We start from the raw sequence: 25,906 nt of genomic DNA, 5'->3' as shown, positions 1-25,906 counted from the left end.
CTAAGCAGATACCCAACCTAACATTGGTTTTACAAATTGTTGTCGTAAGTATTTTGAATTAGCTAACAAACCTAAACCTAAATTTCGAGTGATTTGTAGCGGTAAAAAATCATTTGCAAAAATAGTAACTAAACTATCAGTTAATGTGATTGTACGGCGTTGATCATTAAGACGTGCTTGAGTATAAGCTTGTAACATAGTAGGAGAACCAATATCCTGACAATCAGCAATCGCTTTAGCTAAAGCAAAAAGATCTCTTATTCCTAAATTGAACCCTTGTCCTGCAATTGGGTGTAAGCTTTGCATTGCATTACCAACTAATGCCAAGCGAGTTGCAGTATGACGTTCAGCTTGAGACAAACACAATGGGTAAGCATAACGTTGCCCTGTTTGCTTAAAACGTCCTAATCGCCAACCAAACTGCTGTTGTAAATGTCGTAAAAAAGTATCTTCATCTAGAGAAAGGATCTGCTCCGCCTCTTTTAAACACCATACCAGTGAAAGTAGATTCTTTTGTAGCGGTAATAAAGCAAGTGGTCCTTGTGAGGTAAAACGTTCAAAAGCTCTACCTTGATGTGGTTCACTAGATAAAATATTCGCTATCACAGCGGTTTGTTGATAATCTCGTACAATAGAAGTTTCAATTCCTGCCATTTTAGCCGTTTTAGAGTAGCTACCATCAGCCCCGACTAATAGTAAACAGGTTAATTCCATTGAATTAGACAAACAGACTTTTACTTGCTGTGGTGAAAACTCAGCACTGGTAATCTGTTCTGGACAATAAAAATCAATATTAGGTGCTTGTTGCAATGCTTTGGTAAGTACTTCGCCTACGGCAGTTAATTCTATTACCGCACCAAGTTGAGATAAATGCAATTCTTCTGCACTAAACTCAACTAATCCAGCGTGCCCTTGATCAGAAACATGAATATTAAAGATAGGTTCAATATAAGGTTGAAACTGCTGCCATAAATTAGTTTGGTTCGCTAATGTAATTTTAGCCAATTTACGACAAGTTCCAACGGATAATGCAATACTGCGAGCATCAAATCCCGTACCTTGGTGGTGTTGATGTGGTGAACGTTCAATAATCGCTATCCTTAATTGACGTGGTTGGGAAAAACTATTAATCGCCAAAGCCAAAGTTAAACCATTAATCCCACCACCGTTAATAATAATATCGTACTGCTGCATAAACGTTACTCACCACTTAATGATTAAATATTACCTTGCATTAACCTTTCAATTTCATCGATCTCTTTCGGAACCGCTGCGGTCAAATTCTTATTGCCATACTCAGTAATTAAAAGATTATCTTCAATCCGAATCCCAATCCCTCGATATTGAACAGGAATATCTTCAGCATTTGGAATATACAATCCCGGTTCAACAGTTAACACCATTCCCGGTGCTAACAGACGGTCTCGCTGAGTACCATAGTCACCAACATCATGTGTATCTAAACCTAGCCAATGCCCTAAGCCGTGCATATAGAAACGTAAATACGCTTTATCTTCAATCAGTTGCTCAACTTCTCCTTGCAAGATCCCAAGTTTAACTAAGCCAGCGACTAGAATACGTAACACTGCTTCATTGGCTAGCTTAATTGAACTACCATTTACTAATAACTCAATCGCTTTTTTTTCAGCCTCTAAAACAATCTGATAAACTTCTCGTTGCGGTTGACTAAATTTACCATTGACAGGAAAAGTCCGACTAATATCCCCCGCATACATTGCAAACTCACAGCCAGCATCAATCAAAACCAAATCACCATCTTTTAATGGCATATCATTTTCCGTGTAATGCAAGATACACGCATTTTCACCACCTGCGATAATTGATGTATATGCCTCAAATCTTGCACCAAAACGACTAAATTCATGAACAATCTCAGCTCCTAATTCATATTCAAAACAATTAGGGCGGCACTGTTGCATCGCACGAATATGAGCTAACGCCGAAATTTGCCCAGCTTGTTGGATTAAACGAATTTCATTATCAGATTTAAACAAACGCATTTCATCTAATAAAGATCGCCAACAATGTTGTTCTAATGGTACTTTAATCCCTTGCCGACTTTGTTTTCGCATTGTAGAAAGTAACTTTCTCACTTGTTTATCGCCCCACGGCTGTATGTCTTCAGCATAGTAAAGCGTAGTTACACCACTCAAAAGCTTAGTTAACTCACTATCCAATGTTTCAACACTTATTGCACGATCAAACAACAATTTTTCAGCCGCATTCTCAACCCCTAAACGGCGACCATTCCAAGTTTCCATTAAGGGATCACTTGGACGAACAAAAATCACACTTTGCCAACTTTGTCCCTTTTTCTTTAATAACAACACAGAATCAGGTTCATTAAATCCCGTTAAATACCAGAAATAACTATCCTGTCGAAATGGATAGGCACAGTCAGCATTCCGATAACATTCTTGGGCAGAAAAAACTAACAAAGCACTGTTATCTTGCATTTGTGCTAAAAGTTGTTGCCGCCGTTGTTGAAAATCTTGTTGTGGCAATTCTGCCATATAACTGAGATCCATATATCACCTACGTTGTTAGATAATTAATAATTTAATGTACACTCACCTGAGTTTTTTGAATTTGAGTGCTGGAAAAATAGGTATGGAATAATGCTGCAATCGTACGGATATACTCCACAACCTCTTCTAATGCAATAGCCAATTCTTCTTGATCTTCATCTAAATCATAACCCAGCTGACAAATTTCTCTCAAATCTGCCAATGCCTCTGCAATATCACCTTGCTCATTATCTAATTTCGGTTGTGCTAAACCTAAGCCAAGCAAAAAATGATTTGTCCACTCGCTTAAAGCATCTGCTCGAGAAAAAGGATCTTCATTACCACCTAAGTCAGGAGAAAACTCAAAACTTCCAACATCAGCTAATTTTTGACTGGTTTTTTGATAAAAATCCGTTATTTGCGTTAATAGAGTTGTGGGATAAGCGTGATTATCATTGCTAAACTGGAACATCAAGGTTTGCCAACTATCATCTTGGATACCACCACAGATTAAGCCACTTAAAAAACCGTGCAACTCAACCCCATTTAAAGAAATACCCGCTTGTTTTAGTTCTTGATTAAATTGTAATGAAGTAATAGACATAATTAATTTTCGATCAAATTTTTAAAAACAATATTCTACCACTATCATTTATTTACGACCAATTAAACTATGACGAAAATGCGTAGCTATGGCATAATACTTCGTATTCTCTCCTTTAAATCAATAAAAGAGGTAAATCTATGTCTAAAAATATTGATTTGCATATTTTTGGTCAAAATTTACGGTTAAGTTGCCCAGAAGATCAACACCAAGCCTTAAAAATTGCCGCTGCAAACTTAGAAAAACGTGTTAATGAATTAAAAGCTCGCACCAATATCTTACAACTAGAAAAAGTCTTAGCGATTGTGGGTTTAAATCTAAGTTATGAATTAGAACAGGAAAAACTCAAAAATAGCACTCAAACTAATGTGGTAACAGATCGTATTCAACAAATGGATCATTCTCTCAGCGATATTTTAGCTAATACTCGCCCATTACGGATTAATTTAACATCAGACAATCAGAAATAAGGAATCCAATTTTAATTTTCTGTGTTTAAACCTAGTCAAAATGCTAAATTTACGGTAGTATTCCTACAAATTTCCTGGAATGTTCGTCAATGGGTTATGTCCCTGAGCCGATACTCGCATTATTTAGAGTTGGTTACCCGCAACTGGTGAGCAAGCTCAGCAGTTCGCTGAACTGAGAAGCCTAAAAGTTGCCTTACCGACTCCCTTGAACCTTTGGGTTCAAGGACTGACACTCATAACGGCATTTCCGGGATCTTCATTTTCTTCTAATAATAAAGACACTACTATGCTAGCCCCATCAACCATTTCTCTAGCAATACCACAGACAAAAACCCCACAACAAATTAGCCAACAAAGACAACAATTACGTCAAACTTTACGCCAAAAAAGAGCAAAACTCTCTCTCAATCAGCAACAACAAGCTAGCCAAAATATTAGCCAACAAGCGTTAAAACTTATTCAACAACGCCAAGCTAAACATATCGCCTTGTATTTACCTTTTGATCACGAAATTGATACCACCCCATTAATTCACGCTCTATGGCAACAAAAACAAGAAGTTTATCTTCCCGTATTACACCCATTTAGTCCCGGTTATCTCTTATTCATCAATTATCGACCTAACACCGCAATGGTAAAAAATAAATTTGGGATATTTCAACCTAAGCTAGATGTACGCCAAATATTACCCTTGAACCAATTAGACATCATCTTCACACCCTTAGTTGGCTTTGATTCCAAACATAATCGATTAGGAATGGGTGGGGGTTTTTATGACCGTACTTTACAAAACTGGCAGCAAACGTCAATCTACCCAGTGGGCTTAGCCTATGCCTGCCAGCAAGTAAAAAAAATTCCAACTCAAGCATGGGACATCGGATTAGCAAAGGTTTTAGTCGCTTAATAACCAATCACTAGACAACTTATCAGAATATTATTCTTGATACTAAAATCTCATTTGACAACAAACCTATATAATAAATTGATAGGTCTAGACCTTCACTTGAAACTAACGATTACGATATTTAATACTGCTGTTTTACCTTCTTGTTGCTTTCATTCAAAACAGCATAATCTAGAACCTATCTCATAATTTTTTATATATTCTTTACTTCCCAATACAGAAAGAGCTAAAGATATTGCCTAATAAATCATCTGCTGTAAATTGACCTGTAATTTCACTCAAAGCATTTTGTGTCATTCTTAATTCCTCTGCCAGTAATTCACCTGCGTGGAATTGAGTGAGTTGGATATGCCCTAACTCTAAATGTTCAGCCGCTTTATTTAACGCTTCTAAATGACGACGACGAGCTAAAAATCCGCCTTCAGTTACCGTTTGGTATCCCATACTCTGTTTTAAATGATCAATTAATTGGCTTAACCCTTGAGACGTTTTAGCTGATAAGCGAATAACAGAGTAACCATTTTCTTCTCTAATGCCTTCTATTTCATGGCTTAAATCTGCTTTATTCCGAATAACTGTAATGGGTAATGAAGAAGGTAAGCGTGTGATAAATTCAGGTAAAATTTTTGCAGGATCACTTTCAGGCGTTGTGGTGCTATCAATCATAAAAAGTACTCTATCTGCCTGTTCAATCTCTATCCACGCTCGATCAATACCAATACGCTCTACTTCGTCAGTCGCTTCTCGTAAACCTGCTGTATCAATAATATGGAGAGGCATTCCATCTAAGTGAATATGCTCCCTTAAAACATCTCTGGTTGTACCTGCTATATCAGTTACAATTGCCGCTTCTCTTCCTGCCAACGCATTTAGTAAACTAGATTTTCCTGCATTAGGTCGTCCAGCAATCACCACTTTCATACCTTCTCTCAACAATGAACCTTGTTTCGCTTGAGCTTGAACTTGATCAAGTTGAGCAATAATTTCATTTAACAGCCCTTCGATTTTACCATCAGCTAAAAAATCAATTTCTTCATCAGGAAAATCAATTGCAGCTTCGACATAAGTACGCAAATAGATAATCTTATCAACTAATTGATTGATTTTATTTGAAAATTCTCCCTGTAAAGATTTTAATGCGGAACGTGCGGCTTGTTCAGAACTCGCATCAATCAAATCAGCTATCGCTTCCGCTTGTGCGAGATCCATTTTATCGTTAAGAAACGCTTGCTCTGAAAATTCACCGGGACGAGCAATACGAATTCCTTTAATTTGTAAAATTCGTTTTAACAATAAATCTAAAACAACTTGCCCACCATGCCCTTGTAATTCAAGTACATCTTCACCAGTAAAGGAATTTGGTGCTTTAAAATAAAGTGCTATTCCTTGATCTAAGATACTATTATCACTATCTCTAAAGGGTAAATATTCTGCCACTCTCGGTTTAGGGCATTTGCCTAACACATTTTCAGCAACTTGAACTGCAAGTGGTCCTGAAATTCGCAAAATACCTATACCACCACGTCCAGGTGCAGTAGCTTGTGCAACTATTGTTTCTGTTAACATCTCTTTTTCCTTATGCTTATTAATTCTAGCGAAAAAGGCACCTCAAAGAGATGCCTTTTCAATCTAATTCTATCCAATACTATTTTTTCTGGCGAGAATGTAATCCTTTTTTCTCTAAACCACGATAAATAAGTTGTTGTTGTACTATGGTAATAATATTAGATGCCAACCAGTATAATACCAAGCCTGATGGGAAATTCAGGAAGAAGAAGGTAAAGATTACTGGCATCAATAACATTACTTTCTGTTGAATTGGATCAGCTACTGGTGTTGGTGACATTTTTTGTAATAATAACATCGATGCTCCCATTAATATTGGCAGAATATAGTATGGATCTGGTGCAGCAAGATCTTGTATCCAACCAAAGAATGGAGCTTGACGTAATTCAACCGCTTCTAAGAATGTCCAATAAAGTGCAATGAAAATAGGCATTTGTAATAAGATTGGTAAGCAACCACCTAATGGGTTTACTTTCTCTTTCTTATATAATTCCATCATTTCTTGACTCATACGTTGGCGATCTTCACCAAAACGTTCACGCATTTCTTGGATTTTCGGCTGCAGCATTCGCATTTTAGCCATAGAAGTATATTGGGCTTTAGTAAGTGGATATAGTAGTGCTTTCACCACGATAGTAACGCCAATGACAGCTAATCCCCAGTTATGAACTAAACTATGAATAAATTGCAATAACAAGAATAATGGTTTAGCGATAAACCATGCCCAACCATAATCAATGGTTAAATCTAAATTGTCAGCCACTTTTTCCATTTGTTGCTGCAATTTTGGTCCTAACCATAATTGGCTGGTAAGTGTTTTTGTTGAATCATTTGCAATTTGTGTAACAGGCCCACGATAACCAATACTGACTAAATTATCATTCGCATAAGACTGGGTATAAAGATGATTTTCAACCGTCTGATCAGGTACCCAAGCAGAAACAAAATAATGCTGTAATACTGCCACCCAACCCTGTTTAGTATTGACGGATAAATTATCTTTTACCATCTCTTCAAACTTATATTTTTTATAAGTTGTCTCTTGAGATGAATATGCTCCACCAGTATAAGTAGGCATAATCACATGGCTAGTATCTTCCACTGCTGTATGGGTTAATTTACCATAAGGTTGAACCTCAATAGTTTCTCCACTATTGTTAGTAACTTCAAAATTAACCTGTACATCATAACTACCACGTTTTAGAGTAAAAATTTTGCGGTAAGTTACCCCATCTTTTTGATAAGTAAAAGGTACGACTAATTGATCTTGCCCTTCTTGTAAAACAAAGTGTTCGTCATTAGTTTGATAGATAGCTCTCCCATCAACACTATCACTACCATTTTTACCCACTAAACCACTTTGAGCGATATAAATAAGCTCTTTATTATCTTGTAATAATTTAAATGGTTGTTTTGAATGTAACTCATCTGGATATTTTAATAAGTCCGCTTGAATAACATCACCACCTACAGTATCAATATCTAAATGTAATACATCACTTTGCAGGCTGACTACCTTTCCTTTCACTTTCACCGCATAGTTTTCTGCTTGTGAACTAGGTGGTAACGCACTATTGTGAGTCTGAGATTGAGTTGGTGAAGTAACTGGTGGTGGATTATTATCTATTTCCCACTGTTGATAAATTAGGAAAGAAATAAAAAGTAAGGTAATAACGAGTAAACTACGTTGTGAGTTCATTATTTTTTTTCTCTATATCTATGGTTGTGATGCTCTGTTCGTGGCGGAACAGGATCGTATCCGGAAGAACCTAAAGGGTGACATTTTAGTACACGTTTTAATGTTAGCCAACCCCCTTTTACTGCACCATATGTTCTAATTGCTTCTAAACCATAAGCAGAACAAGTTGGTGTAAAACGACAGCGAGGGCCAATTAATGGACTAATTACCACCTGATAAAAACGGATCAAAAGGATTAAGACTTTGGCGAAAGGCGAATGAGACGTTGCCATAATTTTTCCAACATTAGATACAAAGTCTGATTATCCACCTCATCAATGCCCTTTTTAGCAATAATCACAAAATCACAGCAGGGTAAATCTTGCTGTTTTAAGCGAAAACTTTCACGACAAATCCGTTTGATACGATTGCGACGATTCGCTCGCTTAACGTGCTTTTTCGCAACGGTCAAACCTAGGCGTGGAACCTCTAATTGATTAGGACGGGAAAGAATAGTGATTGTTGGTGTAGATGCACGAAGAGGTTGCTCAAACACGAATCTAAATTGATCGGGAGTTAACAGACGTAACTCCCTTGAAAAGCCTTGCTTAATCACACAAGTACACGGATTATGCACTTAAACTAGCACGACCTTTTGCACGACGGCGTGCTAATACTTTGCGACCGTTTTTAGTTGCCATTCTGGCACGGAAACCGTGAGTGCGGTTACGTTTTAAAACTGACGGTTGATATGTGCGTTTCATAGTTTCATCTACCTAATTAAAAAATTGCTCGGCAAAATTTATCTCGTTCTGGCTAAATTTCTGCAAGTTGTTAAAAACCTAAGCCTAAATATAGCATTAAAAATGAAGATAATTATTGCTAAGCAGAAGTTACCATATAAAAAGGAGTGCAATTTTAATCACAATTTTAGCATTCGTCAAATGCTAATATAGACTTTAGCCTATTTCCGTCACAGTAATTAGTTTTCACTTTTAATTATTCACCACGTTAGATATAGCGGTTTCACAAATATTACTGTACAATCTGCCAGTTATGATTTTCGACTAGATTAAGACTATATCAATTAAAATACCTTAAATATGAAGAATATAAGAAATTTCTCAATTATTGCCCATATCGATCACGGCAAATCAACTCTTTCAGATCGCTTAATTCAAACCTGTGGTGGTCTTTCTGATCGGGAAATGGCAGAACAGGTTCTTGATTCAATGGATCTAGAACGTGAACGTGGCATCACGATCAAAGCACAAAGTGTTACCTTAAATTATAAAGCAAAAGATGGTGAAACTTATCAATTAAACTTTATTGACACGCCCGGACATGTTGATTTCTCTTATGAAGTATCTCGTTCATTAGCAGCCTGTGAGGGAGCTTTATTAGTTGTTGATGCAGGTCAAGGGGTTGAAGCCCAAACTTTAGCTAACTGCTATACTGCAATTGAAATGGATCTAGAGGTTGTGCCAATTTTAAATAAAATTGACTTACCTGCAGCCGATCCAGAACGTGTCGCCGAAGAAATTGAAGATATTGTTGGTATTGATGCCATAGAAGCAGTTCGTTGTTCCGCCAAAACAGGGGTGGGCATTGAAGATGTTTTAGAAGATATTGTCAAACGTATTCCAGCCCCTACAGGAGATCCTAACGCTCCTCTACAAGCTTTAATTATCGATTCGTGGTTTGATAACTATCTTGGCGTAGTTTCTTTAGTCCGAATTAAAAATGGGATACTAAAAAAAGGCGATAAAATCAAAGTGATGAGTACCGGTCAAAGTTACGGTGTTGATCGTCTTGGTATTTTCACCCCAAAACAACTAGATACAACAGAATTAAAATGTGGCGAAGTCGGTTGGGTTGTCTGTGGAATAAAAGATATTTTAGGAGCACCAGTAGGGGATACCTTAACCACCCACAATTATCCAGCAACCTCAGCATTACCCGGCTTTAAAAAAGTTAAACCTCAAGTTTATGCTGGTTTATTCCCTATCAGTTCTGATGATTATGAAGCTTTCCGAGATGCCTTAGGTAAATTAAGTTTAAATGATGCGGCATTATTCTATGAACCTGAAAACTCAACAGCTTTAGGCTTTGGTTTCCGTTGTGGTTTCTTGGGATTATTACATATGGAAATAATCCAAGAACGTCTCGAGAGAGAATATGATCTTGATCTTATCACCACTGCCCCAACCGTTATTTATGAAGTAGAACAAACTAATGGTGAGGTTATTTATGTCGATAGTCCGTCAAAATTACCACCATTAAATAATATTGCTGAAATTCGTGAGCCTATTGCTGAATGTAATATGCTTGTTCCACAAGAATATTTAGGGAATGTCATTACCTTATGTGTAGAAAAACGAGGGGTTCAAACCAACATGGTTTATCATGGTAACCAAGTTGCCTTAACCTATGAAATCCCGATGGGAGAAGTGGTACTTGATTTCTTCGATCGTTTAAAATCAACCTCACGTGGATATGCTTCCTTAGACTACGGTTTTAAACGTTTCCAAGCCGCTAATATGGTACGAGTTGATATTATGATCAATAGTGAACGTGTTGATGCGCTCGCATTAATTGTTCACAAAGATAACGCCCAATATCGTGGTCGAGAATTGGTTGAAAAAATGAAAGAGTTAATTCCTCGCCAACAATTTGATATTGCAATTCAAGCTGCGATTGGCAACCATATTATTGCTCGTTCAACGGTAAAACAATTACGTAAAAATGTTTTAGCAAAATGTTATGGCGGAGATGTTAGCCGTAAGAAAAAACTATTGCAGAAACAAAAAGAAGGTAAAAAACGTATGAAATCGTTAGGTAATGTTGAAGTACCTCAAGAAGCATTTTTAGCCATTTTACACGTTGGAAAAGAGAAATAAGGAGCACTTTATGTCAAAGTATTTACTCCCGATTTTATTACTGCTCTGTTTTATTTTATGGAAGGTATTTGACGCTTTAGGTTTACCCAATGTATTGTCAATCATCTTCCTACTACTAACAATCATCACAGGAATTTTCTGGGGCTATCATTGGTTTGTCTTAGAACCAAAACGTAAACGCCAAATTAATCGCCTTGAAACTCGCAGTGGTAAAACATTAACAGACGCAGAAAAAAATCGAGTAGAACCTGTTTCAGAAAGCGTTGAATATTTATCTTCAATGTTTCCTATTATTGCGATCATTTTTATCATACGCTCCTTCTTTTATGAGCCATTCCAAATACCTTCTGGTTCAATGGAACCAACTTTAAGAGTTGGTGATTTTCTCTTAGTAGATAAAAATGCTTATGGCGTTAAAGATCCCATCTTCCAACATAAATTGATCGAAACTGGCGAACCAAAACGAGGAGATGTCGTTGTATTTAAAGCACCACCTCAACCTAATGTTGACTACATTAAACGTGTGATTGGTTTACCCGGTGATCATATTAAGTACGATGCCTTCACTCGAACTTTAACGATCACACCAGCCTGCGGTAAAGAAAACTGCTCAAGCCAGACCTATACCTATTCCGTAGGTAAAGCAAACCCAGAATTTGTTTACCATAATGAAGCACAAATAGAAAAAACTGAAAACGGTGCAGTATCTCACCAGATTCTGCTTAACCCTGAACCCTTAAATTTTGCACCATATTATTATAAACAAGCTGGTGAAACGATTGGTGAATGGACTGTACCTCAAGGTGAATACTTTGTGATGGGCGATAACCGAGATAATAGTAATGACAGTCGTTTCTGGGGATTTATCCCTGAAAAAAACTTAGTTGGGAAAGCAACTGTTGTTGTACTTAGTCTCAAACGTAAAGAAGGGGAATTTCCAACAGGAATTCGTACAGATCGTTTCTTTAAAAAAATTCAGTAATAATGAAGCAACAAAATCTTATTAAATTAGAAAAGAAAATTGGTTATCACTTTCAACAGCCTGCATTATTAAAACAGGCTTTAACACACCGCAGTGCGGCAACATTACATAATGAACGCTTAGAATTTTTAGGCGATTCTATTCTCAATTTTACTATCGGTGAAGCCTTATATCATAAATTTCCACAGGTAAATGAAGGTGATCTTAGCCGTATGCGTGCTACTTTAGTGCGAGAAAAAACACTTGCGATGCTCGCAAGAGAGTTTCAACTAGGAGATTATCTCACTTTAGGTCCGGGGGAGTTAAAAAGTGGCGGCTTTCGGCGGGATTCTATTCTGTCTGATTGCGTTGAAGCGATTATTGGTGCAATTTATCTTGATGCTGGTTGGCAAGCGGTTATGCCTGTTATTCAACAGTGGTATCAAGAACTACTCACACAAATTCAACCCGGTGATAATCAAAAAGATCCTAAAACACGTTTGCAAGAATATCTACAAGGGAAACGCTTACCTTTACCCCTTTACGATGTTATTGATATCAAAGGGGAAGCACATAACCAAACCTTTACCGTTGAATGTAAAACATCAAAACCTGAATTAACTGTTTCAGGAAAAGGCAGTAGTCGGCGAAAAGCTGAACAAGCCGCAGCGAAAGCCATATTAGTGGCTTTAGAAATAAAATAACCGAATGAATATCAGGCAATCTAGCATTTATGCCTAATATTCACTAACTCTGGATAAATAAATGAACAATATAATCACTGAAGAAATAATCGAAGCCCAAGACAATGAAAGCTATTGTGGCTTTATTGCAATTATTGGTCGCCCTAATGTAGGAAAATCAACTCTATTAAATAAAATCTTAGGACAAAAAATCTCTATCACCTCTCGTAAAGCACAAACAACACGACATCGCATTGTTGGTATTCATACAGAAGGAAAATACCAAGCTATCTATGTTGATACGCCCGGATTACATATTGAAGAAAAACGTGCAATCAACCGTTTAATGAATCGTGCAGCAAGTAGTGCGATTGGTGATGTTGATCTAATTATTTTTGTCGTTGATGGTACACATTGGACAACTGATGATGAAATGGTTTTAAATAAATTACGCAAAACCAAAACACCAGTGGTATTAGCCATTAATAAAATTGATAATATTAAGAATAAAGATGAACTTTTACCATTTATTCAACATATCACTACACAATTTGAGTTTAAAGATATTATTCCTATTTCAGCTCAACGTGGTAACAATGTTCACAAATTAGAACAAATTGTCCGCCATTCCTTGCGTAAAGGTATCCACCATTTCCCTGAAGATTACATTACCGATCGTTCACAACGTTTTATGGCATCGGAAATTATCCGTGAAAAATTAATGCGTTTTATGGGGGAAGAATTACCTTATTCAGTCACAGTAGAAATCGAACAATTTAAATTAAATCAACGTGGCACCTATGAAATTAATGCCCTTATTCTAGTTGAACGTGAAGGACAGAAAAAAATCGTGATTGGTCATCACGGACAAAAAATTAAAACTATCGGTATTGAATCTCGCCGAGATATGGAGCGTTTATTTGATAATAAAGTCCATCTTGAACTTTGGGTTAAAGTGAAAGCTGGTTGGGCAGATGATGAACGTGCCCTACGCAGCCTAGGTTACATTGATGAATAATCATCATCTTATTATTTAATCGTTTCGACTAAAATTAAAATCGCCGCATCACCACCCCACTCTTTGGGGGCTTGATGAATGGCGATTATTTTTGGATGTTGAACCAGCCAACGTGGAATTTGTCGCTTTAAGGTATAAGTACCATAACCTGTCATCACACAAGCACAGATAATATTCTCTTTTTCACAGGCTAAAATCAATGCAGCAAGTTCCTGCTTTGCCTGTTCTCGGGTTAAACCGTGTAAATCCAAAAATAATTCGGGTATAAAATCTCCTCGGCGAAGCTGTTTAAGTAAATGCTTATCTTCTCCAGATCTTAAATATTTTACTTTTTCTTCATCTAATAGTGGTTCATATTCATCAGAAAAATAAAATAAGGTATCGTTCTGCTCCCTTAATTGGCGTTTTTCATTTTCTATTTTTAAAAAAGTATTTTGTTTAAGTCTATTTCTATATTTACTCTGTGGTTCAAGCGTATTTTGAGTCAGGATTTTTGTTCCCTGTACGGCTTGTCGAAATAAACGCTTTTCTTCATCACTTAATTGCATAACCTTCCTTTTTACTAACATTTCTCTTTAATTGAGAATTTCGTCACATTTATTTGGCTAAAGTGTACATTGAATTATAAAAGTATGATATAAAAAGCCACTTTACACTAATAATTTATATATTTCATAAATATACAGAAAATAGTTAAAGGATTTTTTTATGACTTCGCCGATTTTATATAATCAAGAACTGGTTGTAGGCATTCAACAAGAACAAGGAAACATTAGTCAAGATTTGCACTCTCTCTTAGATTATTTACGCTGGGCATATAGCTGTTTTAACGCTTCTGATATCTTTCATGGTCATGGACATGATAATCCGTGGGATGAAGTTGTCCAACTTGTTCTATCCGCTTTACACTTACCAATCGATCTCCCCGTTGAATTATACGCCAACTCTCGTTTAACTCAGAAAGAAAGACAACATATTATTCATTTGGTGATCGAGCGTTTAGGAACTCGTAAACCAATTGCTTATTTAACCAATACTGCGTGGTTTTGTGGTTTAGAATTTTATGTTGATGAAAGAGTTATCGTACCACGTTCACCGATTGCTGAATTAATTCAAAATGGGTTTACAGGTTTTTTAAAAAGTGAACCAAAACAAATTCTAGATCTCTGCACTGGTAGTGGCTGTATTGCAATCGCCTGTGCTGAAAAATTCCCTAATACTGAAATTGATGCGGTTGATATTTCTGACGATGCCTTACAAGTTACTGAAATTAATATCGATCGTCATAACGTTAATGATCAGGTATTCCCGTTTAAGTCTGATTTATTTAATGATTTAGTTGCTAGCAAATATGATCTGATCGTCTCAAATCCACCTTATGTTGATGCAGAAGATCTAGCAGATATGCCAGCAGAATTTTTTCATGAACCTGAATTAGCATTAGGTGCAGGACAAGATGGTTTAGTCCTCGTTAAACGCATTCTTGCGCAAGCAGCTGATTTCCTCAATGATAACGGGGTACTAATTTGTGAAGTGGGAAATAGTATGGTGCATTTAATCGAACAATTCCCTAATGTACCTTTTGAATGGTTAAAATTCCAACATGGTGGTGATGGTATCTTTATGCTCACCAAAGATCAGTTACTCTCAGTACAAGATCAATTTGCAAGCTATCGTTAAGTAGAATAACTATCTACACGTAGGAGATAAATATGACGACACAGCCACAAACATTAATTGAACAACTGCAACAAATTGTTGGTAAAAAATATCTGCTTACAGATCCTAATGAGACTTTGCCATACCGCCAAGGTTTTCGTTTTGGTAAAGGAAAAGCACTCGCTGTAGCCATACCGGGTTCATTAATTGAACAATGGTACATTTTAAAAGCTTGTGTTGCAGCAGATGTGATCGTCATTACTCAAGCGGCAAACACCGGGTTGACAGGAGGTTCAACCCCTGATGGCGATGATTATGATCGTGATATTGTTATTATTAGTACAATGCGTTTAGATCAGATTCAGTTAATTAACCAAGCTCAACAAGTCGTTTGCTTACCGGGTAGTACCTTATTCAAATTAGAGACTGAATTAGCCAAACATAATCGTGAAGTACATTCAGTTATCGGTTCCTCTTGTATTGGAGCTTCAGTTATCGGTGGTGTGTGTAACAATGCAGGAGGGTCTTTGGTACAACGTGGTCCTACCTACACTCAAATGTCGATTTTTGCTCGTGTTAATCAACAAGGTGAATTAGAACTAATTAACCATCTAGGAATTGAATTAGGGGATACCCCAGAAGAAATCCTATCACGCCTAGAAAAACAACAATATCAAGCAACAGATATTAATTTGGAAGCCGGTCAAGGGCATGATCATCATTATTGCCAACATGTTCGCCAAATTGATGAAGATACGCCTGCTCGCTTTAATGCTGATCCTCGCCGTTTATATGAAGCGTCAGGCTGTGCTGGTAAAGTAATGGTTTTTGCTGTACGTCTTGATACCTTTCCCTTAGAAAAAACAACTCAAGTCTTTTATATCGGCACTAACGATATTGCCGATCTTAATGCGGTAAGAAGAACTATCTTAGGTAGCTTTAAAAACTTACCTGTATCAGGCGAATTTATTCACCGTGAAGGTTTTGATATTGCCACAAAATATGGCAAAGATACCTTTTGGGCAATAAAAAAACTTGGCACGAATAACCTGCCAAAACTCTTTGCAATGAAAAATCGCTTTGATCGGATATGCAGTAAATTTAGTTTTTTACCTGAAAGTTTATCTGACAAACTACTGCAATTTATTTCAACCTTATTACCTCAACACTTGCCAGCCAAAATGCTTGAATACCGCCAAAAGTACGAACACCATTTAATATTAAAAATGGCAGGTGATGGCATTGAAGAAGCAAAACAATTTTTAACACACTATTTTTCTGATAAATCAGGAGATTTCTTTATCTGTAATGCTGAAGAAGCACAAGCTGCAATGCTTCATCGCTTTGTTGCCGCTGGTGCTGCTGGTCGTTATCGTGCGGTTCATCACGACACCGTAGAAGATATTGTTGCACTGGATATTGCACTACCACGCAATCAATCGGACTGGTTAGAAGTTCTGCCACCTGAATTGGATCAAAAATTTATCCATAAACTCTATTATGGGCATTTTATGTGCCATGTCTTCCATCAAGATTATATTGCGAAAAAAGGGGAAGATGTCCATCAATTAAAACAACAACTGTTAGCATTATTAGATCAACGTGGTGCCGAATATCCAGCAGAACATAATGTGGGACATCTCTACCATGCTAAACCTGAATTAAAAAATTTCTATCAGCAACTCGATCCAACCAATACCTTTAACCCCGGAATAGGTAAAACCTCGAAAAAGAAAAACTGGCAAGCGTAAAATAAAAAGCAAATCAATAGGTAAAGTGCGGATAGTTTAATATTTTCCGCACTTTGATTTTTTACGCTAATCTATGCACTGGCAATGACGATACTCAGTAAATTATGCTATTATTCGCCCTTGCTTAATCGCTGAGGAATTTATGAATAGATTTTGGAATATTATTTTAGCTATTATTGCTGCTATACTACTGGCTTGGTTTTATACACTAAACCAACCACAACCCTTACAACTCGCATCAGATCTCAATGCCCCTGAATATATTGGGAAAAATATGCGTACCACCGTCTATTCTCCTAATGGTTCAATTCAGTATGTCGCCAGTGCTACCGCAGTAAAATATTATGCTAAAACCGAACAAACTATTTTTGAAAAGCCCTTAGTATATATTTATGAAATGAATAATGGTCAAATACTCAAAAGCTGGGTATTAAAAGCAGACAAAGCTATTTTAAATAAAAAAAACGATCTTTTGCTGAATGGAAACGTCCGTATTCAAAACCTAACCCCTGATGCGAAATTAGAAAAAATTGAAACTGAACAAGCTGAAGTTAACCTAACGACACAAGAGATAACTTCTGATACAATAGCCAGTATTATCGGACAAAATTTTGTTACAAGTGGCAAGAAACTTATTGGTAACTTACGCACGAAAACAGCGATCCTCAAAGAACAGGTTAAAACATCTTATGAAATTAAGCCATAATCATATTTTCTTAACACTTGCATTAATGTTTTCTACCACAACCCTGTTTGCACTGACTAATGATAGCCAACAACCAATTAATGTTGTTTCAAATAAGCAAACCCTTGATCTTGAAAAAAATTTAGTTACTTTTACCGATCAGGTAGTGATTACTCAAGGTTCTATGAAAATTAATGCAGATAAAGTCATCATTATTCGTTCAAATAAAAAAGATAACAATAAAAACACTGATCTGATTGAAGCTTTCGGCAAGCCAGTTACATTTCAACAACAACTTGATAATGGTAAACTTGTCCAAGGTAAAGCGGATAAAGTGCACTATGATGTTGCAAAAGAATTTTTGCAACTTAGCGGAAACGCTTCTTTACAACAACAAGATAGCAAAATTAGTGGTAATTTAATTACTTACGATGTCAAAAAACAGCAATTAAAAGCAGGTTTTGATGGCAGTAGAGTAAAAACAGTGCTTTTACCAAATCAATTACAACAAGCACGTAATCCAAAAACAGCTCCACAATCAACACAACAATAGGAACAATAATGGCGGTATTATCAGCAGAACATTTATCCAAAAGTTATAAAGGTCGCCAAGTTGTTAATGGTGTCAGTTTAAATGTTTGCTCAGGGGAAATTGTCGGCTTGTTAGGCCCAAATGGTGCAGGTAAAACGACGACTTTCTATATGGTTGTAGGTTTAGTACACCAAGACGGTGGTACAATTAAAATTGATGAACAAGATATTAGTGCTTTACCTATGCATCAACGTGCTAAAAAAGGTATTGGCTATTTACCACAAGAAGCCTCAATATTTCGCCGTTTAACCGTCTATGACAACTTAATGTCTATCTTACAACTACGTCAAGATCTTGATGATAATCAACAAAAAGACAAAGCAGAAGAGCTACTAGAAGAATTTAACCTTACACATATTCGTAATAATTTAGGGCAATCCCTTTCAGGGGGAGAAAGACGAAGAGTTGAAATTGCAAGAGCATTATCAGCCAACCCTAAATTTATTTTATTAGATGAACCTTTTGCCGGTGTCGATCCTATTTCTGTCATTGATATAAAAAATATCATTAAAGAATTACGGGATCGAGGGCTTGGTGTATTAATCACAGATCATAATGTTCGTGAAACGCTTGATGTTTGTGAAAGAGCATATATTGTAGGTAAAGGCAAAGTGATTGCCACTGGTAGTCCAATTGAAATACTAAATAATGAAATCGTAAAACAAGTTTATTTAGGGCACGAATTCAAACTCTAAATTAATCGGTATTATTGAAACGAAGCATAGCTCATTTTTATGCAAATTACACAATTACTAGATATAAATAACATTCGTCAAGGGCTAATTAGCTCAAGTAAAAAACGTATTTTTGAATTAATCGCTAATCTAATTGCAGAACAAACTGGTGATGATCCAATTGCTTGTTCTGAAGCCCTTTGTACAAGAGAAAAAATGGGCAATACGGGGATTAATAATGGCATTGCTATTCCACACGCTAAATTACCACAAGGCAACAACCCGATTGCCGTATTTTGCCAACTTGAAAATCCTATTGAGTATGAAGCCCCCGATCATCGCCAAGTTGATCTGATTTTTGCTGTTATGATTCCTGAAGCTTGTTGTGGCGAGTGTGCCTCAATTTTACCAAGTTTAGCCGAACGCTTAAGTGATAAAAATCTATGCAAGCAACTTCGTGCAGCATCTAATATTGAAGAAATCTGGATGGCATTTACCTTATCAGATCAGCAAGCGGTAGCAAAAGAAAATACAACACCTACTGAACTGGCAGAAAATGATACTTTAGTTGGCTCAAATCCAACATAACACGAGATTGTAAAAGGTAGAATTATGGAGCTTATCATTATCAGCGGACGTTCTGGTGCAGGAAAATCGGTTGCACTAAGAGCCTTAGAAGATATAGGTTACTACTGTATTGATAACCTACCGCTAGAATTTATACCTCAACTCCTAAACCAACTTCCGCAACAAAAACAAGCTACCGCTATTAGCTTAGATATTCGGAATCTACCTCCAACTCAAACTGAGTTAGAATGTGTATTACAGCAATTACCAAATACCTGCCAAACAAAAATTATTTTTCTAAACTGTGATAGTAATAACTTAATTCGGCGTTATAGCGATACTCGCCGCCTACATCCTTTATCAGGACAAGGGTTACCCTTAGAAACAGCAATTGAACTGGAACAAGAAAAACTCGCCCCACTATTACAATATGCTAACAATATTATTGATACCTCATCACTTTCAACTCATCAACTGACAGAAAAATTACGTCAGTTGTTACTTGGTTCAAGTGATAAAGCGTTACAAATAGTAGTGAAATCTTTTGGTTTTAAATACGGCATTCCTAAAGATGCAGATTATGTTTTTGATGCACGCTTTCTTCCTAATCCTCATTGGGAACTGGAACTACGCTCATTTACAGGGCAAGATCCTGAAATTATTCAATTTTTACAACAGCATAAAGTAGTAGATGATTTTATTTATTCAACTCGTACCTATATTGAAAATTGGCTACCATTCTTAGAACAAAATAATCGTAGCTACCTCACTATTGCAATCGGCTGCACTGGTGGTAAACATCGTTCGGTTTATGTAGCTGAACAATTAGGGAAATATTTCCAAACCAAAGGAAAAAACGTTAAAATTCAACACAATTCATTAACAAAAATGAATATTTTGGATACGTAGCTCAGCAGGATAGAGCAACCCCCTCCTAAGGGGTAGGTCGGCGGTTCAAATCCGCCCGTGTCCGCCAATTTGCTATGTTTTATTCATAACGTCAACAAATGGAGAAAATGATGTCGTGGAATCACGGAAACAACAACGGCTCAAACCAAGATCCTTGGGCAAAGCCAGGAACATCCGAATCAAATGGACGTGATCCGAAGCAACCGCAAGGAAATAATACGTCTGATCAAACTGAACGCAAAGGTAATACTAACAATCAAGAATTACCTGATTTAGTTGAAATCTTTGAAAACCTGCTAAAAAAACTAACAGGCAATGGTGGTAATGCTAACCAAAATAATGGAAGTTTCGGCTTAGGTAAATTCCTACCTATCGCTATTGTGATAGCTATTATTCTATGGGTCATTAGCGGTTTTTATACAATTAAGGAAGCTGAACGAGGTGTTGTTTTACGTTTTGGTAAAGTAAATGGTATTGTTCAACCGGGTTTAAATTGGAAACCAACTTTCATCGATCAAATTATCCCTGTTAATGTTGAACGTATCAGTGAACTACGAGCTCAAGGCTCAATGCTGACACAAGATGAAAATATGGTAACGGTTGAAATGACCGTACAATATCGTATCCAAGATCCAGCACAATTTCTCTTTAATGTTGTTGAACCTCAAGATAGCTTAAGCCAAGCAACAGATAGTGCATTACGCTATGTTATCGGCCATATGACAATGGACGATATCTTAACCACTGGACGTTCTGTTGTAAGAGAAAGAACTTGGAAAGAACTGAATGAGATTATTAAACCATACCATATGGGATTAGAAGTCGTTGATGTCAATTTCCAATCTGCTCGACCACCTGAAGCTGTAAAAGATGCTTTTGACGATGCAATTAAAGCACAAGAAGATGAACAACGTTTAATTCGTGAAGCTGAAGCTTATGCACGTGAACGTGAACCTATTGCACGTGGTAATGCACAAAAAATTATTGAAGAAGCAAATGCTTATAAACAACAAGTTGTATTAAATGCACAAGGGGAAGCAGAACGCTTTAATCAATTATTGCCTGAATTTAAGGCGAATCCACAAATTATGAAAGATCGCTTATATCTAGACAATATGGAAAAAATAATGACGGCAACACCAAAAATATTACTAGATAACACAGGTAACAATCTGACTGTTCTACCGTTAGAGCAATTACTTAATCAAAAAACGGTAACAAAAACTGCACCTCAAGCAAGTAGTAAATTACAACCAAAAGTAAGTGATTTACCTACATCACCAGTGCAAATACATTACCCTCAAGAAAGGGAAACTCTAATTCAACCACAACCAAATACTCGACATGGGAGATTTGAATAATGCGTAAATTTTTAGTCCCTGCTGTTTTAGTTATTGCGCTGTTGGTTTATTTAAGTATCTTCACTGTTACCGAAGGTAGCCGTGCGATTATGTTACGCTTTGGTAAAGTACAACGTGATAGCGACAATAAAACCGTTGTCTATCAACCCGGATTACATTTTAAACTCCCGTTGATTGATACCCCAAAAGTGCTTGATGCTCGGTTACAAACCCTAGATGGTCAGGCAGATCGTTTTGTTACTGTGGAGAAAAAAGATCTCTTAGTGGATTCGTACGTTAAATGGAAAATTGTTGATTTTGGTAAATTCTTCACCTCAACAGGCGGTGGAGATTATACTCGAGCAGCAAACCTATTAAGACGTAAAGTTAATGATCGCCTACGTTCAGAAATTGGGGCAAGAACCATTAAAGATATTGTTTCTGGCACACGTGGGGAAGTCATGCTAGACACCCGCAATGCGTTAAATAATAGTGCTGATAGCACCTCTGATTTAGGTATTAAAGTCGTTGATGTGAGAATTAAACAGATCAACTTACCTGATGAAGTATCTGCTTCAATCTATCAACGTATGCGTGCTGAACGTGATGCCGTAGCACGTGAACACCGTTCACAAGGTCGAGAACAAGCTGCCTTTATTCAAGCTGATGCAGATCGTAAGGTAACAGTTATCTTAGCGAATGCAAATAAAACAGCACAAGAATTGCGTGGGGAAGGTGATGCAACTGCAGCAAAAATTTATGCTGATAGTTTTGGAAAAGCCCCTGAATTTTATAACTTCATTAAAAGTTTAAAAATCTATGCTGATAGTTTCAAAGATCAGGGTAACTTACTGATCTTAAAACCGAATAGCGAATTTTTCCGTTTTATGCAGCCACCGACAGCAAAACCAGCCACATCTATTGATTCTGTGGCAACAAAACCAGCAAATTAATCTTGTATTAACAGGTTAACGGCTATTTATCACGACCACCCTATTTTTCTATGAATAGATAATTTAGCGTGGTCGTTCATTCTTTTAATCACTACTATCAAACAAAGGTAAAAATAACTATGGGCAAAAGTGTTGCTATTTTAGGCGTCCAATGGGGCGATGAAGGAAAAGGTAAAATCGTTGATTTACTTACCGATAGAGTAAAGTATGTCGTACGTTATCAAGGCGGGCATAATGCAGGACATACTTTAATTATCAACGGTGAAAAAACCGTATTACGTCTAATTCCATCTGGTATTTTGCGTGATGGCGTAACCTGTGTTATAGGCAATGGTGTTGTACTTTCGCCAAGTGCATTAATGCAAGAAATGGGTGAATTAGAAGCTCGTGGTGTCAATGTGCGTGAACGTCTATTGATCTCCGAAGCTTGTCCACTGATTTTGCCTTACCATGTAGCAATGGATCACGCTAGAGAAAAAGCATTAGGTAAAAAAGCAATTGGTACCACTGGGCGTGGTATTGGTCCCGCTTATGAAGATAAAGTGTCTCGCCGTGGTTTACGTGTCGGCGATCTCTTTAATATGGAACAATTCGCTGAAAAATTAAAAACAATCCTAGAATACTATAATTTCCAATTAGTTCATTACTATAAAGCAGAACCTATCGACTATGAACAAACCTTAGCGGAAATTAAAGCCATTGCTGAGATTCTCAAAGGAATGGTTGCCGATGTAACAACAATCCTTCATCAAGCTCGTCAACGTGGCGATAATATCCTCTTTGAAGGTGCACAAGGTACTATGTTAGATATCGACTTTGGTACTTACCCTTATGTGACTAGCTCAAATACCACTGCGGGTGGTGTTGCGACAGGTTCTGGTTTCGGTCCTCGTAACCTAGATTACGTCCTTGGAATTATCAAAGCATACTGTACTCGTGTTGGCGGTGGCCCATTCACCACTGAATTATTTGATGAAGTCGGTGCAAGAATTGCTGAAAAAGGCAATGAGTTTGGTGCTGTTACAGGGCGTCCTCGCCGTTGTGGTTGGTTTGATGCGGTTGCAGTACGCCGTGCAATTCAAATCAACTCGATCTCGGGTTTCTGTATGACTAAATTAGATGTTTTAGATGGTTTAGAAGAACTAAAAATCTGTACTGGATACAAAATGCCGAATGGTGAAATCGTGGAATATTCACCACTAGCCGCTGCAGATTGGGAAGGAATCGAACCAATTTATGAAACCTTACCCGGCTGGACAGAAAATACTTTTGGGGTAACAGATCTCACACAATTACCTCAAAATGCTCGCAACTACATTAAACGGATTGAAGAAATTACTGGCGTGCCAATTTCTATCCTTTCTACTGGCCCTGATCGTGTTCAAACAATGATCTTACAAGATCCTTTTGCGGTTTAACCTAAATTCAAGAAGGCTCTCAATCACTAAAAAGGTCTAGCTAAAGCTAGACCTTTTTATCGTTTCTACATAAATATTAACGATCATCAACACCGATCAAGAGATAATTCCCCTCAATATCACTAACACTACGAAAACCGATATTAAAAATACGGTAATTTTTCGGACTATTGCGATGATTTGCATAATCAAAATTATCATGATGATGACCGTGGAAAACCGTTTTTACTGCCATTCTTTCCGCTAACTGATTAATCACCCGAAAGCCTTGTGGATGCGGTTTTGGTGCTTCATGGCTGACTAAAATATCTGCCTGTTGCTGTTGTAATTGTTCAATATCCGAAGGAAAAATAGAAGTACGATGGCGAAGCGGTAATCCACCATTCCAGATTTTTTCAGCAGAGCAATATTGACAATAATGGATAGGATCAAAAAATAATGGGCGATTCGGTGGTAACCAAATTTGACCACGAAAAACACCACCCAAACCAGCAACTTTTACACCTTCAATCTCAACTACTCTGGCGTGCAAATTACGTTGTTGCCAATGACTGCCCCAAATTGCACGAAATGCTTCAACCGTTTTGCTATCGTGGTTGCCGTGAATAAACCAAAGCTCGCATAAGCTGGCTAAAGGCTCCAATTCTTTCGGGTTGGTTAACTGCAAATCCCCTAAAATCACTAAACTTACTTGTCCATACTCTCGTAATAATGGATATAAATGCTCAAAACTACCGTGTGGATCTCCTGCAAATAATAACATTCATCTATCCTTTACTCATTGTTTTATCGTCAAAACTTGTCGCAACTTCTTCATTATTCAAGATACGTTCTACAATCACTTTTACTTGGTTATAGCAAATAAAATGATCGTTAGTCTCAATCTCAATATAAGGAACTTTGTATTTTTCTAAGAGTGTTTTCAATAATTGCTGAAAACGCAAACGCTGTTGTAACGTTTTCCCCGTCCAAGCTACCTCTCCTTTTGGTTGGCAATTTAATAAAATTGTTACATCAAACGGATATTCCTTGATCATAGAATCTAAAAAAGGGTGAGGTTTGCCTTGACGTTGAATACAAAAAGCTTGGGTGGTAATAAAATCAGTATCAATAAACGCAATTTTATGGGCTTGCCGTAGTGCATAATTCACATAACGTTGATGACCTAACGCCATTAAGGGATAATCGGAATATTGAATCGCCTGTTCATTCCCGCCTAATTGTTCAAAGACAAACTCTCGTCCATAATTCCAAGCAGAGGTGGTATTAAAAACAGCGGCTAACTTATTCACTAACACACTCTTTCCACTACGCTCTGCCCCAACAATCGCAATCGTTTTAGCAAAAAATGGGCGAACCTCTTTGGGAATAAATTTCCAGTAATGAAATGGCTGATTTCTAATCTTTGTTGCCGATACATTGAAGAAATGGCGTTGTGGATCAACTAAATTTACCTCTAATCCCAAATATTTCTCATAAGGTTCTTTATCTTGTACTTCACTACTAAACACAATTTTAGGCAAGAAATGTTCTGTTGCAAAAAGTGCTTTCACACGCTCTGCCCAACCAGCCCAGCCATTCGGATAAGAAGGAATCCCATCTTCCACTAAATGATGAATAAAAATTTGACCTTGTTGATATTTAAAGATCTGCTGTATCCAACGTAAACGATCTTCTACCGTTGGCATCTGCTTCATTTTACTATCATAAAAGAGTTTCAAGTCTCGTTCTGTATCACTGCAGACAACGATATGTAATTCATCAACCTTACTAAAAGCCTCATAGATCATATTAATATGACCAGTATGCACAGGGTAAAACTTCCCAAAAATCACCCCTACCAGCTTTTCTTCTAAATCGACAATTTGTAACACACGGTGTAACGCTTTTAACTTCACCGCACTTGGATTTTTGATCTTGCCACTGGTCAACTGATTAAAATAGGCTCGAGTTACTTCTGCTTGTTCACACAGATCCTTAACACGCAATCCTAGTTGCTTACGCTTCTGTTGCAGATAAGAAAAGTCAGCCATTATTTATAATTTT

27 protein-coding genes, 1 tRNA gene and 1 other RNA gene are annotated in these 25,906 nt (G+C 37.1%); 18 read left to right on the top strand and 11 right to left on the bottom strand.

Annotation, left to right across the window (positions count from 1 at the left end):
* Genes ubiH through CEP47_RS01590 form a run of 3 tightly spaced genes read right to left on the bottom strand, consistent with a single transcriptional unit; the run spans window position 1 to window position 3,132 of the window.
* Window positions 1-1,194 (bottom strand): 2-octaprenyl-6-methoxyphenyl hydroxylase, encoded by a 1,194-nt coding sequence (gene ubiH, locus CEP47_RS01600; RefSeq protein ID WP_261919725.1) that lies wholly within the window; start codon window positions 1,192-1,194, stop codon window positions 1-3.
* Between the two features lie 23 nt (window positions 1,195-1,217).
* Complete coding sequence (pepP, locus tag CEP47_RS01595; RefSeq protein WP_261919726.1) at window positions 1,218-2,549, bottom strand: Xaa-Pro aminopeptidase; 1,332 nt, start codon at window positions 2,547-2,549, stop codon at window positions 1,218-1,220.
* 31 nt (window positions 2,550-2,580) lie between these two features.
* Window positions 2,581-3,132 (bottom strand): YecA/YgfB family protein, encoded by a 552-nt coding sequence (locus CEP47_RS01590; RefSeq protein WP_261919727.1) that lies wholly within the window; start codon window positions 3,130-3,132, stop codon window positions 2,581-2,583.
* Window positions 3,133-3,272: 140 nt separating this feature from the next.
* Between CEP47_RS01590 and zapA the strand changes: the two genes are divergently transcribed.
* The 3 genes from zapA to CEP47_RS01575 all read left to right on the top strand — a co-directional run bounded on the left by zapA (window position 3,273) and on the right by CEP47_RS01575 (window position 4,506).
* The gene (zapA, locus tag CEP47_RS01585) at window positions 3,273-3,602 is read left to right on the top strand and encodes a cell division protein ZapA (protein WP_261919728.1); all 330 of its coding nucleotides are present in this window, start codon (window positions 3,273-3,275) and stop codon (window positions 3,600-3,602) included.
* A gap of 68 nt (window positions 3,603-3,670) precedes the next feature.
* Window positions 3,671-3,860: non-coding RNA, 6S RNA (gene ssrS / locus CEP47_RS01580), on the top strand.
* A 28-nt stretch (window positions 3,861-3,888) separates the two neighbouring features.
* Complete coding sequence (locus CEP47_RS01575) at window positions 3,889-4,506, top strand: 5-formyltetrahydrofolate cyclo-ligase (protein ID WP_261919729.1); 618 nt, start codon at window positions 3,889-3,891, stop codon at window positions 4,504-4,506.
* Window positions 4,507-4,710: 204 nt separating this feature from the next.
* Here CEP47_RS01575 and mnmE read toward each other — a convergent pair whose 3' ends face one another.
* The 5 genes from mnmE to rpmH form a co-directional block, all read right to left on the bottom strand.
* Window positions 4,711-6,072: a tRNA uridine-5-carboxymethylaminomethyl(34) synthesis GTPase MnmE gene (gene mnmE, locus CEP47_RS01570; RefSeq protein WP_261919730.1), complete on the bottom strand. Its 1,362-nt coding sequence runs from the start codon at window positions 6,070-6,072 to the stop codon at window positions 4,711-4,713.
* A gap of 79 nt (window positions 6,073-6,151) precedes the next feature.
* On the bottom strand, window positions 6,152-7,771 hold the full coding sequence (yidC, locus tag CEP47_RS01565) for a membrane protein insertase YidC (protein ID WP_261919731.1): 1,620 nt from the start codon (window positions 7,769-7,771) through the stop codon (window positions 6,152-6,154).
* Window positions 7,771-8,043, bottom strand: a complete 273-nt coding sequence (yidD, locus tag CEP47_RS01560; RefSeq protein ID WP_261919732.1) for a membrane protein insertion efficiency factor YidD — start codon at window positions 8,041-8,043, stop codon at window positions 7,771-7,773. Before yidD ends, yidC begins: the two co-directional genes overlap by 1 nt.
* Window positions 8,007-8,366: a ribonuclease P protein component gene (rnpA, locus tag CEP47_RS01555; RefSeq protein WP_261921014.1), complete on the bottom strand. Its 360-nt coding sequence runs from the start codon at window positions 8,364-8,366 to the stop codon at window positions 8,007-8,009. The genes yidD and rnpA overlap by 37 nt, the downstream gene beginning before the upstream one ends.
* A 13-nt stretch (window positions 8,367-8,379) precedes the next feature.
* A complete protein-coding gene (gene rpmH / locus CEP47_RS01550) occupies window positions 8,380-8,514 on the bottom strand; it encodes a 50S ribosomal protein L34 (protein WP_261919733.1) in 135 nt (44 codons plus the stop codon).
* Window positions 8,515-8,853: 339 nt separating this feature from the next.
* Here rpmH and lepA point away from each other — a divergent pair, with 339 nt between their 5' ends.
* From lepA to era, 4 genes are all read left to right on the top strand, one after another.
* Window positions 8,854-10,650, top strand: a complete 1,797-nt coding sequence (gene lepA / locus CEP47_RS01545; protein ID WP_261919734.1) for a translation elongation factor 4 — start codon at window positions 8,854-8,856, stop codon at window positions 10,648-10,650.
* A gap of 10 nt (window positions 10,651-10,660) precedes the next feature.
* Window positions 10,661-11,632, top strand: a complete 972-nt coding sequence (gene lepB, locus CEP47_RS01540; protein ID WP_261919735.1) for a signal peptidase I — start codon at window positions 10,661-10,663, stop codon at window positions 11,630-11,632.
* Window positions 11,633-11,634: 2 nt separating this feature from the next.
* Window positions 11,635-12,315, top strand: a complete 681-nt coding sequence (gene rnc, locus CEP47_RS01535) for a ribonuclease III (protein WP_261919736.1) — start codon at window positions 11,635-11,637, stop codon at window positions 12,313-12,315.
* Between the two features lie 61 nt (window positions 12,316-12,376).
* Complete coding sequence (gene era, locus CEP47_RS01530) at window positions 12,377-13,312, top strand: GTPase Era (RefSeq protein WP_373463117.1); 936 nt, start codon at window positions 12,377-12,379, stop codon at window positions 13,310-13,312.
* Window positions 13,313-13,323: 11 nt separating this feature from the next.
* Here era and smrB read toward each other — a convergent pair whose 3' ends face one another.
* Complete coding sequence (smrB, locus tag CEP47_RS01525; protein ID WP_261919737.1) at window positions 13,324-13,860, bottom strand: endonuclease SmrB; 537 nt, start codon at window positions 13,858-13,860, stop codon at window positions 13,324-13,326.
* Window positions 13,861-14,020: 160 nt separating this feature from the next.
* Here smrB and prmB point away from each other — a divergent pair, with 160 nt between their 5' ends.
* The 11 genes from prmB to CEP47_RS01470 all read left to right on the top strand — a co-directional run bounded on the left by prmB (window position 14,021) and on the right by CEP47_RS01470 (window position 23,860).
* Complete coding sequence (gene prmB / locus CEP47_RS01520) at window positions 14,021-14,992, top strand: 50S ribosomal protein L3 N(5)-glutamine methyltransferase (protein ID WP_261919738.1); 972 nt, start codon at window positions 14,021-14,023, stop codon at window positions 14,990-14,992.
* 32 nt (window positions 14,993-15,024) lie between these two features.
* Window positions 15,025-16,722, top strand: a complete 1,698-nt coding sequence (dld, locus tag CEP47_RS01515) for a D-lactate dehydrogenase (RefSeq protein ID WP_261919739.1) — start codon at window positions 15,025-15,027, stop codon at window positions 16,720-16,722.
* A 142-nt stretch (window positions 16,723-16,864) separates the two neighbouring features.
* The gene (lptC, locus tag CEP47_RS01510) at window positions 16,865-17,428 is read left to right on the top strand and encodes an LPS export ABC transporter periplasmic protein LptC (RefSeq protein WP_261919740.1); all 564 of its coding nucleotides are present in this window, start codon (window positions 16,865-16,867) and stop codon (window positions 17,426-17,428) included.
* Entirely contained in the window at window positions 17,412-17,960 is a 549-nt protein-coding gene (lptA, locus tag CEP47_RS01505; RefSeq protein WP_261919741.1) for a lipopolysaccharide transport periplasmic protein LptA, read from the top strand. Before lptC ends, lptA begins: the two co-directional genes overlap by 17 nt.
* A gap of 8 nt (window positions 17,961-17,968) precedes the next feature.
* Entirely contained in the window at window positions 17,969-18,694 is a 726-nt protein-coding gene (gene lptB / locus CEP47_RS01500) for an LPS export ABC transporter ATP-binding protein (RefSeq protein ID WP_261919742.1), read from the top strand.
* A 39-nt stretch (window positions 18,695-18,733) separates the two neighbouring features.
* Window positions 18,734-19,261, top strand: coding sequence for a PTS IIA-like nitrogen regulatory protein PtsN (ptsN, locus tag CEP47_RS01495; RefSeq protein WP_261919743.1), 528 nt, complete (start codon window positions 18,734-18,736; stop codon window positions 19,259-19,261).
* A 24-nt stretch (window positions 19,262-19,285) separates the two neighbouring features.
* On the top strand, window positions 19,286-20,149 hold the full coding sequence (gene rapZ, locus CEP47_RS01490) for an RNase adapter RapZ (protein WP_261919744.1): 864 nt from the start codon (window positions 19,286-19,288) through the stop codon (window positions 20,147-20,149).
* Window positions 20,140-20,216: transfer RNA gene (locus tag CEP47_RS01485), tRNA-Arg, on the top strand. The genes rapZ and CEP47_RS01485 overlap by 10 nt, the downstream gene beginning before the upstream one ends.
* A 43-nt stretch (window positions 20,217-20,259) precedes the next feature.
* On the top strand, window positions 20,260-21,510 hold the full coding sequence (gene hflK, locus CEP47_RS01480; protein WP_261919745.1) for an FtsH protease activity modulator HflK: 1,251 nt from the start codon (window positions 20,260-20,262) through the stop codon (window positions 21,508-21,510).
* Window positions 21,510-22,442: a protease modulator HflC gene (hflC, locus tag CEP47_RS01475; RefSeq protein WP_261919746.1), complete on the top strand. Its 933-nt coding sequence runs from the start codon at window positions 21,510-21,512 to the stop codon at window positions 22,440-22,442. Before hflK ends, hflC begins: the two co-directional genes overlap by 1 nt.
* A gap of 119 nt (window positions 22,443-22,561) precedes the next feature.
* Window positions 22,562-23,860 carry an adenylosuccinate synthase gene (locus tag CEP47_RS01470; protein ID WP_261919747.1) on the top strand — a complete coding sequence of 433 codons (1,299 nt, stop codon included), beginning with the start codon at window positions 22,562-22,564 and terminating at the stop codon, window positions 23,858-23,860.
* Between the two features lie 76 nt (window positions 23,861-23,936).
* On the opposite strand, the gene CEP47_RS01465 is transcribed toward CEP47_RS01470, so the two are convergent.
* Both CEP47_RS01465 and nadR read right to left on the bottom strand, forming a co-directional pair.
* Complete coding sequence (locus CEP47_RS01465) at window positions 23,937-24,623, bottom strand: metallophosphoesterase family protein (RefSeq protein WP_261919748.1); 687 nt, start codon at window positions 24,621-24,623, stop codon at window positions 23,937-23,939.
* Window positions 24,624-24,627: 4 nt separating this feature from the next.
* Window positions 24,628-25,893: a multifunctional transcriptional regulator/nicotinamide-nucleotide adenylyltransferase/ribosylnicotinamide kinase NadR gene (nadR, locus tag CEP47_RS01460; RefSeq protein WP_261919749.1), complete on the bottom strand. Its 1,266-nt coding sequence runs from the start codon at window positions 25,891-25,893 to the stop codon at window positions 24,628-24,630.
* Window positions 25,894-25,906: the final 13 nt, after the last annotated feature.

The sequence above is a fragment of the Mergibacter septicus genome (assembly GCF_003265225.1).
In the GTDB taxonomy this organism is placed as follows: domain Bacteria; phylum Pseudomonadota; class Gammaproteobacteria; order Enterobacterales; family Pasteurellaceae; genus Mergibacter; species Mergibacter septicus.
Note: the sequence above shows the minus strand (reverse complement) of the source record. Positions and strands in the feature narration are given on the sequence as shown.

What these genes read in the sequence shown, in the direction of transcription:
- era (WP_373463117.1), top strand. Translation starts at nt 12,377, where the DNA reads ATGAACAATATAATCACTGAAGAAATAATCGAAGCCCAAGACAATGAA.
- prmB (WP_261919738.1), top strand. Translation starts at nt 14,021, where the DNA reads ATGACTTCGCCGATTTTATATAATCAAGAACTGGTTGTAGGCATTCAA.
- lptC (WP_261919740.1), top strand. Translation starts at nt 16,865, where the DNA reads ATGAATAGATTTTGGAATATTATTTTAGCTATTATTGCTGCTATACTA.
- mnmE (WP_261919730.1), bottom strand. Translation starts at nt 6,072, where the DNA reads ATGTTAACAGAAACAATAGTTGCACAAGCTACTGCACCTGGACGTGGT.
- yidD (WP_261919732.1), bottom strand. Translation starts at nt 8,043, where the DNA reads ATGGCAACGTCTCATTCGCCTTTCGCCAAAGTCTTAATCCTTTTGATC.
- nadR (WP_261919749.1), bottom strand. Translation starts at nt 25,893, where the DNA reads ATGGCTGACTTTTCTTATCTGCAACAGAAGCGTAAGCAACTAGGATTG.
- lepB (WP_261919735.1), top strand. Translation starts at nt 10,661, where the DNA reads ATGTCAAAGTATTTACTCCCGATTTTATTACTGCTCTGTTTTATTTTA.
- hflK (WP_261919745.1), top strand. Translation starts at nt 20,260, where the DNA reads ATGTCGTGGAATCACGGAAACAACAACGGCTCAAACCAAGATCCTTGG.
- ubiH (WP_261919725.1), bottom strand. Translation starts at nt 1,194, where the DNA reads ATGCAGCAGTACGATATTATTATTAACGGTGGTGGGATTAATGGTTTA.
- lptB (WP_261919742.1), top strand. Translation starts at nt 17,969, where the DNA reads ATGGCGGTATTATCAGCAGAACATTTATCCAAAAGTTATAAAGGTCGC.
- yidC (WP_261919731.1), bottom strand. Translation starts at nt 7,771, where the DNA reads ATGAACTCACAACGTAGTTTACTCGTTATTACCTTACTTTTTATTTCT.
- zapA (WP_261919728.1), top strand. Translation starts at nt 3,273, where the DNA reads ATGTCTAAAAATATTGATTTGCATATTTTTGGTCAAAATTTACGGTTA.
- dld (WP_261919739.1), top strand. Translation starts at nt 15,025, where the DNA reads ATGACGACACAGCCACAAACATTAATTGAACAACTGCAACAAATTGTT.
- rpmH (WP_261919733.1), bottom strand. Translation starts at nt 8,514, where the DNA reads ATGAAACGCACATATCAACCGTCAGTTTTAAAACGTAACCGCACTCAC.
- lptA (WP_261919741.1), top strand. Translation starts at nt 17,412, where the DNA reads ATGAAATTAAGCCATAATCATATTTTCTTAACACTTGCATTAATGTTT.
- CEP47_RS01575 (WP_261919729.1), top strand. Translation starts at nt 3,889, where the DNA reads ATGCTAGCCCCATCAACCATTTCTCTAGCAATACCACAGACAAAAACC.
- lepA (WP_261919734.1), top strand. Translation starts at nt 8,854, where the DNA reads ATGAAGAATATAAGAAATTTCTCAATTATTGCCCATATCGATCACGGC.
- rnc (WP_261919736.1), top strand. Translation starts at nt 11,635, where the DNA reads ATGAAGCAACAAAATCTTATTAAATTAGAAAAGAAAATTGGTTATCAC.
- CEP47_RS01590 (WP_261919727.1), bottom strand. Translation starts at nt 3,132, where the DNA reads ATGTCTATTACTTCATTACAATTTAATCAAGAACTAAAACAAGCGGGT.
- ptsN (WP_261919743.1), top strand. Translation starts at nt 18,734, where the DNA reads ATGCAAATTACACAATTACTAGATATAAATAACATTCGTCAAGGGCTA.
- smrB (WP_261919737.1), bottom strand. Translation starts at nt 13,860, where the DNA reads ATGCAATTAAGTGATGAAGAAAAGCGTTTATTTCGACAAGCCGTACAG.
- rapZ (WP_261919744.1), top strand. Translation starts at nt 19,286, where the DNA reads ATGGAGCTTATCATTATCAGCGGACGTTCTGGTGCAGGAAAATCGGTT.
- CEP47_RS01470 (WP_261919747.1), top strand. Translation starts at nt 22,562, where the DNA reads ATGGGCAAAAGTGTTGCTATTTTAGGCGTCCAATGGGGCGATGAAGGA.
- hflC (WP_261919746.1), top strand. Translation starts at nt 21,510, where the DNA reads ATGCGTAAATTTTTAGTCCCTGCTGTTTTAGTTATTGCGCTGTTGGTT.
- CEP47_RS01465 (WP_261919748.1), bottom strand. Translation starts at nt 24,623, where the DNA reads ATGTTATTATTTGCAGGAGATCCACACGGTAGTTTTGAGCATTTATAT.
- pepP (WP_261919726.1), bottom strand. Translation starts at nt 2,549, where the DNA reads ATGGATCTCAGTTATATGGCAGAATTGCCACAACAAGATTTTCAACAA.